The 18,280-nt window shown below is 44.4% G+C and carries 12 protein-coding genes; all 12 read left to right on the forward strand.

Features of this window, described 5'->3' with window-relative positions; translation table 11 throughout:
• Positions 1-159: 159 nt before the first annotated feature.
• A complete protein-coding gene (locus NBH07_RS11870; RefSeq protein ID WP_005861744.1) occupies positions 160-2,145 on the forward strand; it encodes a glucosamine-6-phosphate deaminase in 1,986 nt (661 codons plus the stop codon).
• Positions 2,146-2,303: 158 nt separating this feature from the next.
• Positions 2,304-2,870 (forward strand): RNA polymerase sigma-70 factor, encoded by a 567-nt coding sequence (locus tag NBH07_RS11875; RefSeq protein ID WP_005861746.1) that lies wholly within the window; start codon positions 2,304-2,306, stop codon positions 2,868-2,870.
• Positions 2,871-2,935: 65 nt separating this feature from the next.
• Entirely contained in the window at positions 2,936-3,976 is a 1,041-nt protein-coding gene (locus tag NBH07_RS11880; RefSeq protein ID WP_005861748.1) for a FecR family protein, read from the forward strand.
• A gap of 244 nt (positions 3,977-4,220) precedes the next feature.
• On the forward strand, positions 4,221-7,481 hold the full coding sequence (locus NBH07_RS11885; protein WP_224202097.1) for a TonB-dependent receptor: 3,261 nt from the start codon (positions 4,221-4,223) through the stop codon (positions 7,479-7,481).
• A 33-nt stretch (positions 7,482-7,514) separates the two neighbouring features.
• Positions 7,515-9,029, forward strand: a complete 1,515-nt coding sequence (locus NBH07_RS11890) for a RagB/SusD family nutrient uptake outer membrane protein (RefSeq protein ID WP_005861752.1) — start codon at positions 7,515-7,517, stop codon at positions 9,027-9,029.
• 163 nt (positions 9,030-9,192) lie between these two features.
• Positions 9,193-10,578: an SGNH/GDSL hydrolase family protein gene (locus NBH07_RS11895; RefSeq protein WP_005861754.1), complete on the forward strand. Its 1,386-nt coding sequence runs from the start codon at positions 9,193-9,195 to the stop codon at positions 10,576-10,578.
• Between the two features lie 67 nt (positions 10,579-10,645).
• Entirely contained in the window at positions 10,646-13,216 is a 2,571-nt protein-coding gene (locus NBH07_RS11900; protein ID WP_156682356.1) for a glycoside hydrolase family 38 C-terminal domain-containing protein, read from the forward strand.
• A gap of 112 nt (positions 13,217-13,328) precedes the next feature.
• Positions 13,329-14,282 (forward strand): transporter, encoded by a 954-nt coding sequence (locus NBH07_RS11905; RefSeq protein WP_009018569.1) that lies wholly within the window; start codon positions 13,329-13,331, stop codon positions 14,280-14,282.
• A gap of 178 nt (positions 14,283-14,460) precedes the next feature.
• Positions 14,461-15,654 (forward strand): site-specific integrase, encoded by a 1,194-nt coding sequence (locus tag NBH07_RS11910; protein WP_008765446.1) that lies wholly within the window; start codon positions 14,461-14,463, stop codon positions 15,652-15,654.
• 111 nt (positions 15,655-15,765) lie between these two features.
• Positions 15,766-16,689 (forward strand): hypothetical protein, encoded by a 924-nt coding sequence (locus tag NBH07_RS11915; RefSeq protein WP_250833515.1) that lies wholly within the window; start codon positions 15,766-15,768, stop codon positions 16,687-16,689.
• A gap of 131 nt (positions 16,690-16,820) precedes the next feature.
• Entirely contained in the window at positions 16,821-17,108 is a 288-nt protein-coding gene (locus tag NBH07_RS11920; protein ID WP_005802192.1) for a helix-turn-helix domain-containing protein, read from the forward strand.
• A 5-nt stretch (positions 17,109-17,113) separates the two neighbouring features.
• Positions 17,114-18,187: an AAA family ATPase gene (locus tag NBH07_RS11925; protein ID WP_008765444.1), complete on the forward strand. Its 1,074-nt coding sequence runs from the start codon at positions 17,114-17,116 to the stop codon at positions 18,185-18,187.
• Positions 18,188-18,280: the final 93 nt, after the last annotated feature.

Here is an 18,280-nt window from a genome sequence, read left to right on the forward strand (position 1 = left end):
GCTGTCTTGGCTGGCCGGGACGGTCCTTTTTTATTTTTAGGCGATATAGATCAAACCTTTCGGCTAATAAATTTGTTCTATCAACGTATGGCGAAATCAGTACTTATTTCATATATTTGTGATTCAAGTAAGATTGTAATACTAAATCAATAATTAAACATGAAAACGAACCTTAGTTCTCAAATTACTCTGACGCGTATACCGTTGCGGTATTATCGCCCGGAAAATGCTTTCGAGCATTCAGTTTTAACCCGTTTGGAAAAGATTCCGACAAACATTTATGAATCGGCCGAGGAAGGTTCTTTCGCTATCGCTAAAGAGATAGCAACACAAATCCGTAAAAAACAAGATATCGGTAAGCCCTTCGTGATCGCTTTACCCGGCGGACGTTCTCCGCTAAGCGTTTACAAGGAGTTGATCCGTATGCATAAAGAGGAGAAATTAAGTTTTCGCAACGTGATCGCTTTCGTGGAATATGAGTTCTATCCATTGGCTAATCCCAGCGCCGGAAATCTGGCTCGCTTAAAAGAGGAGTTATTCGATCAGGTCGATATCGATCCTGCGAATATCTATTGCCCGGACGGAAGCATGCCGAAAGACGCTATCCTAGATTTCTGTCGCCAGTATGAGGAGACGATCCAATCCGTGGGAGGTATCGATTGCATGTTGCTAGGTATCGGTAACTCCAGCAATATCATGTTCAACGTGGGTGGAACGACGATCAGCTCGCGTACCCGTATGGTCTTGTTGGAAGGCGCTTCTCGCAAGGAGGCTGCCCGTACGTTCCCTTCGCAGGAGAATGTCCCGGCAGGTATCATCACGATGGGTATCTCTACGATGATGAACGCCCGCAGCGTGATCTTGATGGCTTGGGGCGAGGATAAGGCTAGCATTGTCGCTAAGACCGTTGAGGGCAAGGTTAGCGATGCCGTTCCTTCCAGCTATTTGCAGAATCATCCGAACGCCAAGGTCGTGATCGATCTTTCCGCCGCTTACGACTTGACTCGTATCAGCCATCCTTGGTTGGTGACTAGCTGCGAGTGGGATAATAAGTTGATCCGCCGTGCGATCGTTTGGTTGTGTCAGTTGACGGACAAACCGATCTTGAAATTGACAAACAAGGATTATAGCGAGCACGGATTGGGTGAGCTATTGGCGTTATATGGTTCCGCTTACAACGTAAATATCAAGATATTCAATGATATCCAGCATACGATTACCGGATGGCCGGGTGGCAAGCCGAACGCCGACGATTCCAATCGTCCGGAGCGTGCTAACCCGTATCCGAAGAAAGTGATCGTATTCAGTCCGCACCCGGATGATGACGTGATCTCCATGGGCGGAACCTTGCGTCGTTTGTGCGACCAGCATCATGATGTGCATGTGGCTTACGAGACTTCCGGTAATATTGCCGTAGGCGACGAGGAGGTAATCCGTTATTGCGAGTATTTGCGTGATGTATGTGAGAAATACTCTCCCGACTCGGCCGTGAAGGATAAGGCGAACGAGATCATCAACTACCTGCGTTACGAGAAGGTGGAGAACGGCGAGCCGGAGCGGAAGGATGTCCTCTTTATGAAAGGAACGATCCGTCGGGAGGAGGCCCGTCACGGTTGCCGCTACTCGGGCGTGAAGGACGATCATGTTCATTTCTTGGATCTTCCGTTCTACGAGACCGGATTAGTGAAAAAGAATGATTTGAGTGAGGTCGACAAGGATATCGTAAAGGCCCTGTTGCTCGAGATCAAGCCGGATCAAATGTTTGTCGCCGGTGACTTGGCTGACCCGCACGGAACCCACAAGGTTTGTCTGGATGCCGTACTGGCCGCTATCGACGAGGTGAAAGACGAGGAATGGATGAAGAACTGCCGTGTATGGATGTATCGCGGCGCATGGGCAGAATGGGAAATGGACCATATTGAGATGGCCGTACCTATCAGTCCGGAGGAGTTGCGCTTCAAACGTAACGCTATTTTGAAGCATCAATCGCAGGCCGAGAGCGCTCCGTATCTGGGTGACGACGAGCGTTTGTTCTGGCAGCGTGCCGAAGATCGCAACCGTGCTACCGCAGAGTTGTATCGCCAATTAGGTTTGGCTTCTTATGAGGCGATCGAGGCGTTTGTACAATATATCCCGTTGAGATAATATCTAGCGATAGAATAATCTGAAAGCCCTATCTGATTAAGTTCGGATAGGGCTTTTTGTTTTTGTGTTATTTTTTTCGTGTGGGCGTAAGTAGATCTGTTTCTATGATCGTATATAGATAAAGGAGAAGCCTTGAACTGTCTAATATAATACAAGAAATGTCCACATTGAGCATGAAAGACTATATTATTAAGAACCATGAGTTGGATAAATTTAAATTATTATATCTGGAGAATGCCCCCAGACTGATCTTTTATGCCTCGAAATATGTGGATAGCGATACGGCGGAAGATTTAGTGCATGATATATTCATCAAGATCTGGCAAAAGAAAGAGATTTATTCCGTGGAAGAAGGCTTGAAGACATACCTATTCCGTTCCGTTCAAAATGCTTGCCTCGATTACCTAAAGCATAAATCAATAGAAATGACTTATGCGGATGAGGTTGCTCGTAGACTAAAGATAGAGGAGATAGATTATTATAATCAGTCGGATGCGGCGGAGCTGGAGAAAGAGCGTCTGGACTCCGTTTACCGGGAAATAGCCAAGTTACCGGACAGATGCCGAGAGGTTTTTACGTTGGCTTATGTGGACGGGAAGAAATCAGTGGAGATCGCAGGAATGCTAAATATCTCTCAACGTACGGTAGAGGCGCAACTCTATAAAGGATTGAAGATCATACGGAATGTGTTGGCGCTTCTGGCACTGGTTTTATTTTTTAGATGAAAATACGGTAGAATACGTAAGTAAAAAGAGGAAACCGGTCGTATATATTATAAATGAAACAGAAAATGGAATCTAATAATTCGATAGAAGAACTGATCATACGCTATTTGCAGAACGAGATTCAAGAGGATGAACTTCGAGTGTTGGATGCTTGGATTCATGAGAGTGACGCTAATAAAGCCCACTTCTTTGAGCTTAAGGGGCTTTTTGACACTCGGAAAGAAGTGGCGTTCTTGAACCATTATTCCGTGGAGCGTAGTTGGGAGCGAATGGCTGGAAAGCTGGATGCGATCTCTGGCGTATCTGTGAAATCCAAGGTCCTTGGCAAACAGTTCTGGCTTTCATTCTTGAGATATGCGGCGATTATCGTAATCGCTATGGGAATAGGTGTGGGTATGAATCAATGGATAAGCAATCGTTTATATGCCGGCGATATGGAATATAACGAGATCGTAGTGGAAAAAGGCGGACGTGCGAACACGCTATTGCTATCCGACGGCAGTAAGATCATACTCAATGCCTCCACCCGTTTTAAATACCCCACCTCTTTTAATGGAGATGAGCGTGTGGTTCATCTGGAGGGTGAGGCCTATTTCGAGGTTGCGAAGAATCATTCGAAACCTTTCATCGTAAAACTAAAGAACCAACAAATCACGGTACTCGGAACCTCATTCAATATACAGGCTTTCAACGATGATCGCTTTAGCGTCACCACCTTATTAAGTGGTAGTATCCTGTTGGAATCTTTTGACGCTCAAGGACGGAAAATGAGTAGCATGAAGCTAAAGCCGAATCAACAAGCCCGGTCGGATAACCGGACCGGCTCTATTTTCTTGTCAGAGACAGATGCCTCGATCTCGAACGCTTGGGTAGGAGGGAAATATCGTTTCAAGGATGAGACCTTAGTCTCTATCGTAAAACGTCTGGAGAATTACTATGGGGTAAATATCCGCTTGGCGCATGACAGTCTGCGGAACATCCGCTACACAGGAACCTTCTCCTTGGATCAAGGTATACAAGAGGTGCTAGATATTATTAACTCGGAGAAACAATTCACTTTCACGAAAGACGGAAAAGATATCCTGATATCGGCGAGGAGCAAATAACAAAATAATAGATGTATAACCTTAAACATTCGAATTGCCTATGACAAATACCTGATCACAAAAAAGAATCGGGACTGACACCACTCACCCCCGATTCTTAGACGTTCATTATTCGTTTAATCACCTTTATCGCTGTCCTCTAAAAAGTAGCGAGCAAGGTAAGTCATTAATAAAAAATAATTACAAACTTATGGAAAAAGTCTGGAATAGCGATGAGCTATTGCCTAAAAAAATTAAATCAATCATGAAGATCACATTGCTTTTTTTAATACTGGGTATATTGCATGTCTCGGCGGATACCTATGCGCAAAAAGCTCAAGTTACGGTAGAAGTAAAGAACGGGACGTTCTATGATGTCGTCTCGGAGATTGAGAAACAGACCGAGTTCATGTTTTTCTATAAGAGCGAGGATATCGATAATAGTAAGCAGGTGGATATACAGGTGAAGAATCGCCAAGTCACCGACGTGTTGAATGAGTTGTTGAAAAACACGAACTTGACCTACCGCATATCAGGTAAGCACATCACGATCTTGAAGAAAGACGCCGTACAGCAACAAAAGAAAAAGATCTCCGGTATCGTTACGGATCCGGATGGCATACCGGTTATCGGGGCCAATGTCGTGATAAAGGGTACGACGGTCGGTACGGTTACGGATCTGGATGGAAAGTTTAGCTTGGATGCGGCTAATAACGATATCCTGTCATTTTCCTATATCGGCTATGCGGAGCAAGAGATCGAGGTCGGGAATCGTACACTGTTTAACGTGAAGTTGGCCGAGGATTATAAGGCGCTTGAAGAGGTCGTTGTCGTTGGATATGGTACGATGTTGAAACGAAACTTGTCAACATCAGTGGGTTCCGTAGACTCGGAGAAGTTATTGGAGCGTCCGAATGCCACGAACGTATTCCAAGGATTGGCCGGAAAGGTGGCTGGTGTTAATATCGCCTTGAATTCTGGTGCGCCGGGTGGTAGTCCTGCGATAAAAATCCGTGGTATCGGTTCTTTGAATTCTTCTAATACACCGCTATATGTGGTCGATGGTGTGGTTGGCGTGGATCCGGACCAGATTGATCCGAATATTGTCCAGTCTATCGATATCTTGAAAGACGCTACTTCCTCTTCTATTTATGGTGCGAGAGGTGCGAATGGCGTTGTGGTGATAACAACAAAGGAAGGTAAGAAAAATACGACGAATATCTCGTATAATACAGTTCTGTCAGCAGGAACGTTAGCTCGTAAAGTCGATGTCTTAAATGCGGAAGAGGCTTTGGATGTATTCAAGCGTGCTTATGAGGCTCAACCGGGACGTATCGCTCCCCATCTGGATCCGAGCAATATGTTTACGCATAAGAATGACCTGTTCAATCCGGACGGGACTCCGAAATATGATACGGATTGGCAGGATGCCGTGACTCGTACGGCTTTTTCTCATCAGCATTCACTTAGTTTCTCTGGAGGAAGCGATAAGCTGACCGCTGTGGCGAATGTAAGTTACAAAGATAATCAAGGTATAATGTTGGAGACCTATAAACGTCAGTTAAACGCATTTATCAATGTCGGATGGGATTTGAAAGAATGGTTCCATTTACAGGCCATGTTGAATGTTGGATCTAGTAATGCCCGAAACTCGGAGAATGCGATCTCTCGGTATACATTGGAAGCATTACCGTTCCTTCCGGTTCAATATGAGGATGGTACCTATTCCCGTAAAGGAGATTATCCAGGTGCGGAAGATACGGAGAATCCCGTGAGGATTTTAAAGGAACGTAAGAATATCGATAAGAATCAGTACACGTTGGCTAACGTGATTGGTACGTTTAAGATTACCTCTTGGTTAAAGTTAACGACTAGCTTCAGCCGCCAGGATGGTTCTTATATCAATTCATCTTATAACCCGAGTACCTTATTCGGCTATGGAGATACTCAAAAGGGTAAAGCGGAGAAAGCACATCGAAATACGATGTCGTGGACGAATGAGGACTACTTGACTTTTGATAAAAGCTGGAATAAGCATAACTTGAATGTCGTAGCGGGAGCCAGTTGGTATTACTCAAAAACAGAGAAAAGCGAGCTAGGGGCCGAGAATTTCTTCGATGATTATTTTGAGTACAATAATATGGGAGTCGGCACCGTACGTTCTAAGGTTGGCTCAGACTATACGGATAATAAAATGAATTCTTACTATGCCCGTATCAACTATAATTTTGACAATCGTTACTTATTGGGCGCTTCTTTCCGTGAGGATGGTTCTTCTCGTTTTGGCTTGAATAACCAATATGGTTTCTTTCCTTCATTCTCGGCCGCTTGGCGTGTATCCAATGAGAATTTCTTCGAGAACGCAAAAAAGGTGATTGATGATATGAAAGTCCGTTTGAGCTACGGTACGGTGGGTAACGCGGAAATCGGTGATTATGCGTCTATGGCACGTTATGAGAATAAACGCCTTCCTTTTGGCAAGGATATGACGACGATCGTTACGTTGAAAAGTATGGCAAATCCGGATTTACGCTGGGAGAAATCCAGACAACTTGATGCGGGTATCGATTTGAGTTTCTTTAATGGGCGTATCGAGTTTATGGCGGATTATTATCATAAGATTACGACTGATTTATTGTATGAGCTACAATTGCCTTCTAACTCGGGATATGAGAAAACTATGACAAATCTGGGTAAGATCCGTAATCAAGGTCTTGAGATGAGCTTGAATACACGCAATATCCAAAGCCGTGATTTCTTATGGACTACCTCTTGGAATTATACGATGAACCGATCGATGGTACTGGATATAAATGATAATATCATTGGTAAATGGGGAGGACGTATTGAAGAGGGACATCCTTTAAATGCCCTTTACGGCTATGTTCGCCTAGGTACATGGGGAACCGATGAGGCGGAAGAAGCCGCTAAATATAATAAGAAACCCGGCGATATCAAGTATTGGGACAAAAATGGTAATGGAATGAAGGATGGTGAAGACCAAGACTATATCGGAAATGGCGCTCCTAAATTCGAGATGAATATGACAAATACATTCTCGTGGAAAGGCTTCACGTTTATGTTTGATTTACAATGGGTGTATGGTAATAAGTTGATTAACTTCACTCGCCAGTTGATGGGTAACCGTGTGACATTCTCCAATGCTTATGCGGACATTCCGGTGAACGCTTGGACGCCGGAAAACCAAAACACGATGGTGCCTAGCTTGCGCCTTCCGGGAGATGGATATGAGAATGACGTAGATTCTTGGAGTTGTGAGCCGGGTTCGTTCTTGCGTTTACGTAATATCGGCTTGAAATATGACTTTAGTTCCCGTATGCTTTCTGCCGCTCACATCAAGAGTTTATCCTTGGGATTCAATGTGGAGAATGCGTTCTTGATTACGAACTATTCTGGTAGTGATCCGGAGGTGACGAGTTATGATGCTGTATTTGAGCAAGGAGTGGATTTTTATACCTATCCCAAACCTCGTACGTATTCATTTACTTTAGGTGTTAATTTCTAATTGTTTAATCTTTACTTCGTAAAAAACTAAGATATGAAAAATAAAGCGCATGTATGGATGTGTGGCTTGCTTTCGGCGACAATGGCTTTTACATCCTGTACGAATTTTTTAGAGGAAGACCCGAAAACCTTCTTGAGTCCTTCTGAATATTATACGACAGAGAACCAGATAAAGGCGGCTGTGGATGGCACTTATGACGGGCTTGATGATCTGTTGAGTTCCGACCTCGAGATTGCCACAGTTCACCTTTTTAACTTGGAATATCTTGTAGGTACTAGTTATCGTCCTCGTGCGGCCGGTAATGAGCAGAACCAGTTCTTGTTGCTTTCCGGTTTGGAAGAGAGTAACGGCATTATTCGTAACTTCTGGAAGGCTACTTTCTTTCCTTTGGAAAATTGTAATAGCGTGATTCAAAATGTTTCCGCTACGGATATTATTAGCGAGAGCCAGAAAGCGAAGTATCTGGGAGAGGCTTATTTCTTGCGGGCGTATTACTATTTTCAAGGGGTACAATTATTCGGGGATATCCCGTTGAAGACGGAACCTACGGTAGACTTGAATACGGTGAAGATTCCAAGGTCTCCTAAGGAAGATATTTATAACCAGATCGTGGAAGACTTGAAAAAGGCGGAGCAGTCCGGTTTGGATTGGAGTGATAAAACAGGCCATGTCTCTATGGGAGCGATCAAAACCCTTTTAGCCAAGGTTTATTTGACAATGGCAGGTTATCCGCTTCAAAAAGGAAATGAGTATTATCAATTGGCTTACGAGAAAGCCAAGGAGGTTATTGACAGTGGAGCCTTTAGCTTGTTCGCTGATTATAAGGATTTACGTGCGTTAGAGAACGAAAATAGTGGTGAGCATATTTTTATGATCCAGCGTGAGGCGCAAGATGCCGGGGCTCCTTTCCATTTTGGCCTTTTGCCTTATCCGGAACAACCGATTTCCATTACTCCGGCTTATGGGGGTGGTTTGGCTCCTCGTAAAGAGTTTTATGAAAGTTATGATGACCAAGATATTCGTAAACGGAATGAGGAGTTTTTCTATACTTCTAAACCCAAATATGGTGATCCGGAGACAACGATTACTTTGGATGTTCCTTATCTATGCAAATATTGGGATGAGAATGCGGAATCTACAGGAAAGAGCGGGGCGAATATCCCGGTTTACCGTTATGCGGATGTTCTATTAATGTGTGCGGAGGCAAAAGCTACCTTGGATGGAGGATCTACTTCTGACGCTACGGCGGTTGATGCTTATTTCCAAGTTCGTCACCGTGCGTTACCTGATGAGGCGAGACCAACTTCGATCACGGTTGATCAAGTATTGAAAGAGCGTGCGTGGGAACTCTGTTATGAGTTTACAGGATGGTATGATATGTTGCGTACTCACCGTGCGTTTGATCCGGTATCGAAGCAAATGGTTGATTTATTCGGCTATCAGGCGGTTAATCATACGTATCCGTTTAAAGAATCGGATTTGGTTTTCCCGGTACCTTTGCGTGAGAAAGAACTGAACCCTCTGCTCGGTGAGGATGTCGTTCGCTAAAAGTAAGCGGGCGATTCTCTAGACTAGAGGTGTGTGGGAGGATATTACTATCCGTAGTAATCCGGATTATTATCCATGATAAATACGATTACTATTGATAGTAATATTTTTTAACACGGTATATATTATTCATCACAGAAAATTAGAGAAGAGAGAAATAGAGATGAAAAGATATGTTTTGTTTGTCTGTTTGCTTTTATCAGGTCTTGCAAGAGTATATGCTCAGTCGATAGCTCCGTTTCAGAAAGGAGATCGGATCGCCTTCGTGGGAAACAGCATTACTTGCGGTGGTCATTATCATTCATATATCTGGCTGTACTATATGACCCGTTTCCCGGATCAACGCATCGATATCTTTAACGAGGGAGTAGGTGGGGATGTAGCCGAGATGATTTACCAGCGGTTGGATAAGGTTTTCGAACATGAGCCTACAGTGGTGACGCTATCTTTTGGCATGAACGATGTCGGCTATATGGATTTTCGGAAGCCGGGGGCCGATACGATCGCTCGGAACCGGGTAGAGAAAGCTTGTCGGGATTATGCTCTTATCGAGGAGGTCTATAAGAAGTATCCGGAGGTGAGGAAAATCTTGATCGGAAGTTCTCCTTATGACGAGACTTCCCGTTTCAATAAGGTCGCTTTCCCGGGGAAGAATACGCAGATCTTGAAGATCGTGGATTTCCTGAATGCCCGTGCCCGGGAGAATCAATGGGGATTCGTGGATTTCAATCGCCCGATGGTAGCGATCAACCAATGGGAGCAAGCGGCGGATTCCATGTATACCTTATGCGGGAAGGATCGTATACATCCCTCTACGGACGGACATCTGGTCATGGCTTATCTTTTCTTGAAAGCGCAAGGCCTGGCCGGTAAGCTGGTAGCCGATATCCGGATAGACGGAGCGGGGAAAAAGGTGACTCGCTCGGATAATTGCCGTGTCTCGGATTTGTCTGTTTCCTCGGATAACCTTACTTTTACGTACGAGGCGAAATCGCTTCCGTATCCTATCGATACCTCTTATTATGATAATGAGAAACATACGCAGGCAGATGCCTTGAGTGTTATCCCTTTTATGGATGAGATGAATTATGAGGGATTGTCCGTGAGCGGTTTGTCGGATGGATATTACGGGTTGACGATCGGTGGGGAGTTTATCGGTCGTTTTACGGCGAGGGAGTTGGAGCGAGGCATCAATATGGCTCTTCTTCAGAATACCCCGCAGTATAAACAAGCGATGAAGATCCGCCAGATGAACGAGGAACGCTGGTTGAAAGAGCGTAAGATGCGCGAGTTCTATTGGGTGGAATATAACTTGATGCGGAAGACGGGCATGCTTTGGGCCTGCGACGAGGCTGCCGTGGACACTTTACGCAAATACCGTCCCCACGACATCTTCTTGCAATGGAACGGCGACCTTTGGCTACAATACATGCACAAGGGGATTCGTGAGGATTGCGTGAATGAGCAACAGGATCTGGTCGACCGGATCTATGAGCAAAATAAACCAATCCCCTTGCAAATAGAGATCAAGAAATTTACAGACTTGTAGAGACGGGGCGTGCCCCGTCTTCCACCGACTGGAAGTATTCTAAATGTGAATTAATAGTACATATTATATGAAAAAGAAACTAGCGATATTCGTATTAAGCCAATTCTTGTTGGCCGGTTGGGCGGATGCCCAACAAGCCTATTTCATCGATGGCTATCATGGCGGTATCTACGGGCATTACCCGGTGGGACAAACCGCCTTTATCGCCCAGAAATTAAGGCAGAATCCCAACTGGAATATCAATATCGAGATCGAGCCTGAATCATGGGAAGTCGTACGGCAACGAGACCCCGAAGGTTACGAGGCTTTCAAGCGCTTATTTAAGGATCAATCCGTGGAGAGCGGGCGGATCGAGTACGTAAACCCGACCTATGCCCAAAGTTATTTCTTCGGGACATCCGGCGAGAGCGCTATCCGCCAATTCGAATATGGAATACGGCTGATCCGGAAACATTTCCCCGAGGCGGTATTCACCACCTATTCGGCGGAGGAGCCTTGCTTTACCAGTTGCCTGCCCTATATATTGAAGTCATTCGGCTTCTCGTATGCCTCTACTAAGAACCCGAATACGATGTGGGGTGGCTACGTAAGCGCCTACGGAGGTGAGTTGGTGAATTGGGTAGGGCCGGATGGTACGAGACTTACCACCGTCCCCCGTTACGCCTGCGAGGATTTACAACCCGGCTCTTGCTGGCAATCCATCTCGTGGTTCAATACGGAGGACTACATCCATAAATGCTTGGATGCCGGTATCCAGCACCCGGTCGGCATGTGTATCCAAGATGCCTCATGGAGCCATGGTTGGGATAAAGGCCCTTGGCTGGGACAGGATACGACGGGCTATTATACGCCGACCGCCTATAAGACTTGGCGGAATTACATCCAAGACTGTTCCGTCGGGACTACTCAGGATGATTGGCATTTCTCGCAAGAGGATGTCCTAGGTGGCTTGATGTGGGGAACGCAGGTCATGCAGCGTTTGGCCGGAGAGGTACGGGTAGCCGAGAACGCTATCGTGCGTGCGGAGAAAATGGCGGCTTACGCTCGCTTATACAAAGGCATGGAATGGCCGACCGAACGTATCGATGAGGGATGGCGCACGCTTTTATTGTCGCAGCATCATGATTGCTGGATCGTTCCTTACAATCAACTACAAGGGAAAAAGACATGGGCGGAGACGGTTACGGATTGGACTGGGGTGACCATTCAAAACAGCCGTCAGATAATTGATAACGCCTTGTCCTTATTGAAAGAAAAGGAAGGTGAATCCACGGTGTACGTATATAATACCTTGGCTACCGACCGGAATGAATTGGTGGCGGTGGAAGTTCCCGCCTCATGGAGAAACTCAGATTGGGTGGTTCTTGATAAGCGAGGGAAGAAACAGCCGGCTCAATGGCTGACGGAAGACGGCGTTTCAAAACTCTTGTTTCGTGCGCAAGTCCCCTCTGCCGGTTATGCCTCTTATGCGATCCGGAAGGCAGAGGATAAACAGTCCGGAACCTTGAAGGCTGAGAGACAGAAAGACGGTACGTTTCGCATGGAAAGTGATTTATACACCTTGGTGCTAAACCCCTCTAAAGGAGGTGTAATAGAAAGCTTGAAAGCGAAAGCCGTACGAGGCAAGGAATTCGTGGATAACCGGAATGAACGTGGGTTCAATGAGCTTCGGGGATATTTTATCGATGAGGGTGGTTTCCTTTCCAGTATGGATCAACCGGCTGAGGTGAGCGTGTTGGAGCAAGGGCCTTTATTCGTGAAGGTCGCTGTGAGAGGTAAGATCGGAAAGTTCCCGTTTACCCAAACGATCCGGTTAACGCAGGGAGAGCCTCGCATCGATATGAGTGTTAAGCTGGATTGGATAGGAAGCCCCCGTATTGGTGAGCCGGGTATCGAATTCCGTGCGGATAATCCCCGTAAGGCATTTTATGACGACCGTTACAAACTTCTGGTGTATCTGCCTACCCAGATCGCCAACCAACAGATTTATAAGGACGCTCCGTTCGATGTTTGCGAGAGCCGGTTGGAGAATACCTTTTTCAATCGTTGGGATAGCATCAAGCATAATATCATCTTGAATTGGGTGGATGTAGCGAGCAAGGATAACTCTTGCGGTCTGTCATTATTCACGGATCATACGACCAGCTATGCGCATGGTAAGGATTTCCCATTGGCCTTGAACGTACAATACGCTGGTAAAGGCTTGTGGGGCCGGGATTATATCATAGACCGTCCGACCGAGATCTCGTATGCCTTGATCCCTCATGCCGGAACTTGGGAGAAAAGCCGTATTTGGACACAAAGCGAACGACGCAATGAGCCTTTGGTCGCAACCTTGGACGGCGATGCTACCTTGACATCCGGTTCCCTTTTCCGGATAGAGAATAATGCCTACGAGTTGGTCTCCATGGTCTATAAAGGTAATGACCTTTACATCCGCCTATTCAATGCCCAAAGCGATGCCTCCCCTAAAACGATAACCTTCCAAGGACAAGACGTGAAAGCGAGCTTGGTGGAATTGGATAACCGTCTGGTTGAGGACTTAACCGTCACCGAGAAGAAAGGCGCCAGTTCAATGCGTCTCTCTATCCCTCGTTACGGGATAAGGACATTAAAAGTAAGCTGTAAGAATATCTAATGTAGAGACGGGGCATGCCCCGTCTCTCTTTATCCCTAATTAATCCCCGTTTCTCTTGCCTCTTTCGGTGGAAAGATGTTATTTTGCATCCCGAATTAAAAGAATAGGCGTTATGTTGAAATTCTTCAAGACATGGACACTCCCTATCTCCATGTTAGCGGGTGCGATAGGGTATTTTGTTTTCGCCAATGTTACTTTTCTGGAGCCTACAAAGCCGTTCATGTACACTTTAATAGCGTATCTGACGCCCTTTTTGATTTTTGCGCAGTTGCTCTTAACCTTCTGTAAGATCTCTGTCCGGGAATTGATGCCCAGCCCTTGGCATGGTTGGCTATTGCTTATCCAAGCGGTTTCCAGTTTGGTGCTTGCCGCCTTATTGCTCTGGCTGCCAATGAGAGAGGAATACCGGGATGTGTTCGAGGGAGCGATGGTCTGCCTGATTTGCCCAACCGCTACGGCGGCCGCCGTGATTACGGGTAAATTAGGGGGAAGCGCCTCTAGTCTGACTACTTATACCTTATTATCGAATCTATTGGCAGCGATTGTCGTGCCGCTGGTCTTCCCATTAGTGGAACCGCATGCCGAGATTACTTTCTTCGCCGCATTCTTGAAGATCTTGGGAAAAGTCTTTCCATTGCTGTTATTCCCGTTTTTCCTCGCTTTGTTCTTGCGTAGATTCATACCACCTATCCATCGCTTCCTTGCGGGGCTTCGAGACATGGCCTTTTACCTCTGGGCCGTCGCTCTAGCTATCGTGACCGGGCAGACCGTGAAATCCTTGGTCAATAGCGAGGCGGAGATTTATGTAGAAATCCTGATCGCTTTAGGCGGCTTGATAACCTGTATCGCGCAGTTTTATTTGGGAAAGCGCATCGGCAAGAAATACAATGACCGTATTAGCGCCGGACAAGCCTTGGGACAAAAAAATACCGTGTTAGCTATCTGGATGTCTTACACCTATTTGAACCCCTTGTCTTCTGTTGGCCCGGGAAGCTATGTACTGTGGCAAAACCTATTCAATAGTTATCAGTTGTGGAAAAAGAGAAGGGATGAGATAAAATATTAAGTATAATATGTTGATATTTAGTGATTTGCGTTTATTGAATGTGATTTCCTTTATTTTCTTTGTTTTCTTGTTTAGTCTAATAAATGCCTTTATTTTGTTACTATTTTGTTACCCGTATTCATTGGAGTAACAAAACAAATCGCTATATTTGTATCGGTAACAAAATAAGAACATAATTATGGCGAAGAAAAAACAAGAAGTTAAATTGAAAGAACCTGTAAGGATTAGATTCAAGCAGCTTGCCAATGGTAACCAGTCTATTTATTTGGACTACTATACAGGTGATGTTATTAGAAAAGAAAATTATGTTGGCGGTAAACGGCAATATGAATTTTTGAAGTTGTACCTTATACCCGAAAAAACGAGGGAGGATAAGGCGAAGAACGAAGCTACATTGGCTCTTGCAAAAGCGATTCAGAGTAAGAGGATAGTGGAGTTGCAAAATGATGCACACGGTTTTCAGAACACCAACAAGTCAAAAGCGAATGTGATTGATTATTTAATGAACATGAGAAGCCAATCTAAAGAACGTGGCAGCTTGAACTATGAAAAGACTGTTGGTAATACCATCCGTGAACTAAAGTTGTTCAGAGGGGATTACATCGCTTTTCGTGATATAGATAAGGACTTCTTAAATAGCTTTGTGGATTTCTTGAAACAAGCGAAGAAAGCAAGCAAGTTTGGTTTGTTAAAGGCTGGGGGAGTATTAAGTAATAATTCCGTTATTGCTTACTATGGGGTGTTGCGTACCGCTATAAATAGAGCCTATAAAGAGGGGATTATTACGGTCAATCCAACGAAAGAGTTTGATTTTGCCAGTAAGGTAAAAGCGGAAGTTAGCCGTAGGGAGTATTTGACAATAGAGGAATTGAAGCGGCTTATCGGGACAGAGTGCAAGTATGAGATAATGAAACAAGCCTTTCTTTTCAGTTGTTTGTGTGGGCTGCGTGTAAGCGATATAAGAAAATTGAAGTGGAACGATTTGCAGAAAAGCGGTGAAAGAATAAGGATTGAAATAAAGATGCAGAAAACAAAAGAACCGCTTTATCTGCCTATATCCGATGAAGCGTTAAAGTGGTTGCCGCAACAAAATGAAGCAAAAGGCGATGATTTGATTTTTCCTTTGACGCATGAGGGAACTATAAATAAAATACTTCAAAAATGGGCGAAAGATGCAGGGGTTATTAAGCATATCTCGTTTCATGTCGCCCGGCATACCCATGCTACCATGATGCTTACATTAGGGGCTGATTTGTACACGGTTAGCAAATTGTTAGGACATAAAAATATTGCCACAACTCAAATTTATGCGAAGATTGTCGATAAGAAAAAAGAAGAAGCTATAAGTCTGATACCGAATTTGACGGACTGATTTAAGAAGAAAGTACGGTTATATCACAGTTACCGTACTTTCTTTCTTTTTTTGTCTTTGTTTAGCCGGAAAAATATATCTTTGTTTCTACTAACTGAAACATAGATTATTATGACAGAAGAAGAACTGAAAATAAAATTCGACCATATACAAGGTATATTCAATCGCTGTATCAATCATGCCAGCCAAGTTATGATAGATAATATTGCCTCTAAGTCCTTATATTTCGACGAAGAACAGGCAGATAAATTGGAACAGCAAGAATATGTTCGTACCGCTGATGAGTTGGTGCAGTTATATATTCGTTATTCTGTGTTGAATGATATTCCATATTTTTATTCTGTATCTGACTTCTTTGGGGAAAGCGGTTTTTATGAATCCTTGAAATCCGATGAGAAAAGAAAATACATGTCGTTTAATCCTCTTTCATTTGATTATTCCCGGTATGAGCAAGATAATACGGTTTATGATGAAGAACTGCCTTATTTTTCCGTAGTTGTTAAAACTATTGTATTAGAAAGATATTCTGCGTACTTGCGAAAAAAGAAAGAAAGTAAGGTGCAAGCGGAAATGCAGCCACAACAGAAAGAGCCGCAACCAATTCAAGATAAATACCAAGAGCCTAAAATTATCTCCCATATTGCTGAAACAGAAAATCCGTTCAAGTCTATTTTAAACGACAGGCAAATAGCATTGTTGGTGGATTGTATCAATGAAGTGGAAATTTTCAATGCTCCTATGACTTTTGAAGATTTGAAAGCAATACTTTCTTGTAAACCAAAAGTTATATTCAGGTCTAATAACAACAGGCAGGTAGCTTTTCTTTTTTCGGAGTTAAGCAATCGTGGTTTGATAACACCTAACTGGCAATCTGTTATAGCAAAGAATAAGTTGTTTGTTACGAAGAATATAAAGAAAGATAAATATCTGAATCAAGGTGATTTAGCCACAGCCGCCAATTATGTAAAAGGGGTGGAACATGAAAAAGATTATGTAACCATCAGCAATTATATCAAACAACTGAAAAAACTTTAAGAATAGGTTAAGACCTCAAACATAGCTTAATCCGCTATCAAGCTATTCCTCAATACTTTTGCCCCTGTAATCGATTACAAGAAACCGGAGGGCATGCACTCCATATTGTCTAACGCAAATACTTTTGTTATATGGAAACAAGTATTGAGAAGCGAGTTGCAGAACTCGAAAATTTAGTGTTCCTTTCAAAGAATGTGCTTAGCTTCGATGAAGCGAGCAAGTTTTTGAACCTTTCAAAAAGCTACCTGTACAAGCTGACTTCGGGTAACTTGATACCCCATTACAAGCCGCAGGGCAAAATGCTTTATTTTGAGAAAGCGGAGCTGGAAGCGTGGTTGCGTCAGAACCCGGTGAAAACGCAGGCGCAGATAGAGCAGGAAGCGCAGAAGTATATCCTTAACCGTCCTCTAAAGAAATAACGGTTATGGAAAATAGAAAAGCGACAGAAGCCGGGCAGGATGTCACCATGCAGAAAGAGGATTTCGCAGCCCTTTGGAAAACCATTCATCTAAAAGTGACGGACACTTACGAAGTACCGCCCGAAATGCTTTGGGTGAACGGTTCTACCATCGGCACGCTGGGTAATTTCAGTGCATCCACAGGCAAAGCCAAGAGCAAGAAGACATTCAACATTTCCGCTATCGTTGCGGCAGCGTTGAAGAATGACGAGGTACTGAAGTATTCGGCATGTCTGCCATCGAATAAGCGGAAAATCCTCTATGTAGATACCGAGCAGAGCAAGTACCATTGCCACAAGGTCATGGAGCGTATTTTGCGCCTTGCCGGACTGCCTACTGACAAGGATATGAACGATTTTGTTTTCATTGTGTTAAGGGAGCAGACACCCGACAAACGGAAGCAGATAATCGGCTATATGCTTGAAAATATGCCCGATGTAGGACTACTCATCATTGACGGAATCCGTGATTTGATGTACGACATCAACAGCCCCAGTGAATCGACTGACCTAATCAACCTCTTGATGCGCTGGTCAAGCGGATATAACCTGCATATCCACACTGTTCTACATTTGAACAAGGGGGATGACAATACAAGGGGGCATATCGGTACGGAGTTGAACAACAAGGCTGAAACCGTCCTGCAAATTACGAAAAGCCAGCAGGACGGTAACATAAGCGAGGTAAAGGCGATGCACATACGTGACCGGGAGTTTGACCCGTTCGCATTTCGTATCAATGACAACGCATTGCCCGAAGTCGTGGACGGCTATGTGTTCAAGCAGCCCAGCCAAGACCGGGGCTTTCCACTGGCAGAACTGACGGAACAACAGCACAGGACAGCTTTGGAAAACGGTTTTGGCAAACAGGTCATATATGGTTACGAGAATGTCCTAAAGACTTTGAAACAAGGCTATGCAAGTATAGGCTACGAGCGTGGGCGCAATATCCATGTGGAACTGAACAAGTTCCTTGTGAACAAGCGCATGATAGTGAAAGAGGGCAAGGGCTACCGCTATAATCCCGATTTCCATTATTAAAAGTCAGTTTGGTTTAGTCCGGGTGTATATATAAGAGGAACGGACTTACTATTTCCCTGCATCGGAACAAGCAGGTTTAGTATGGTACGGGTA

Origin of the sequence: Parabacteroides sp. B2-S-102, from assembly GCF_023656665.1 — a bacterium.
Lineage (GTDB): Bacteria > Bacteroidota > Bacteroidia > Bacteroidales > Tannerellaceae > Parabacteroides > Parabacteroides distasonis.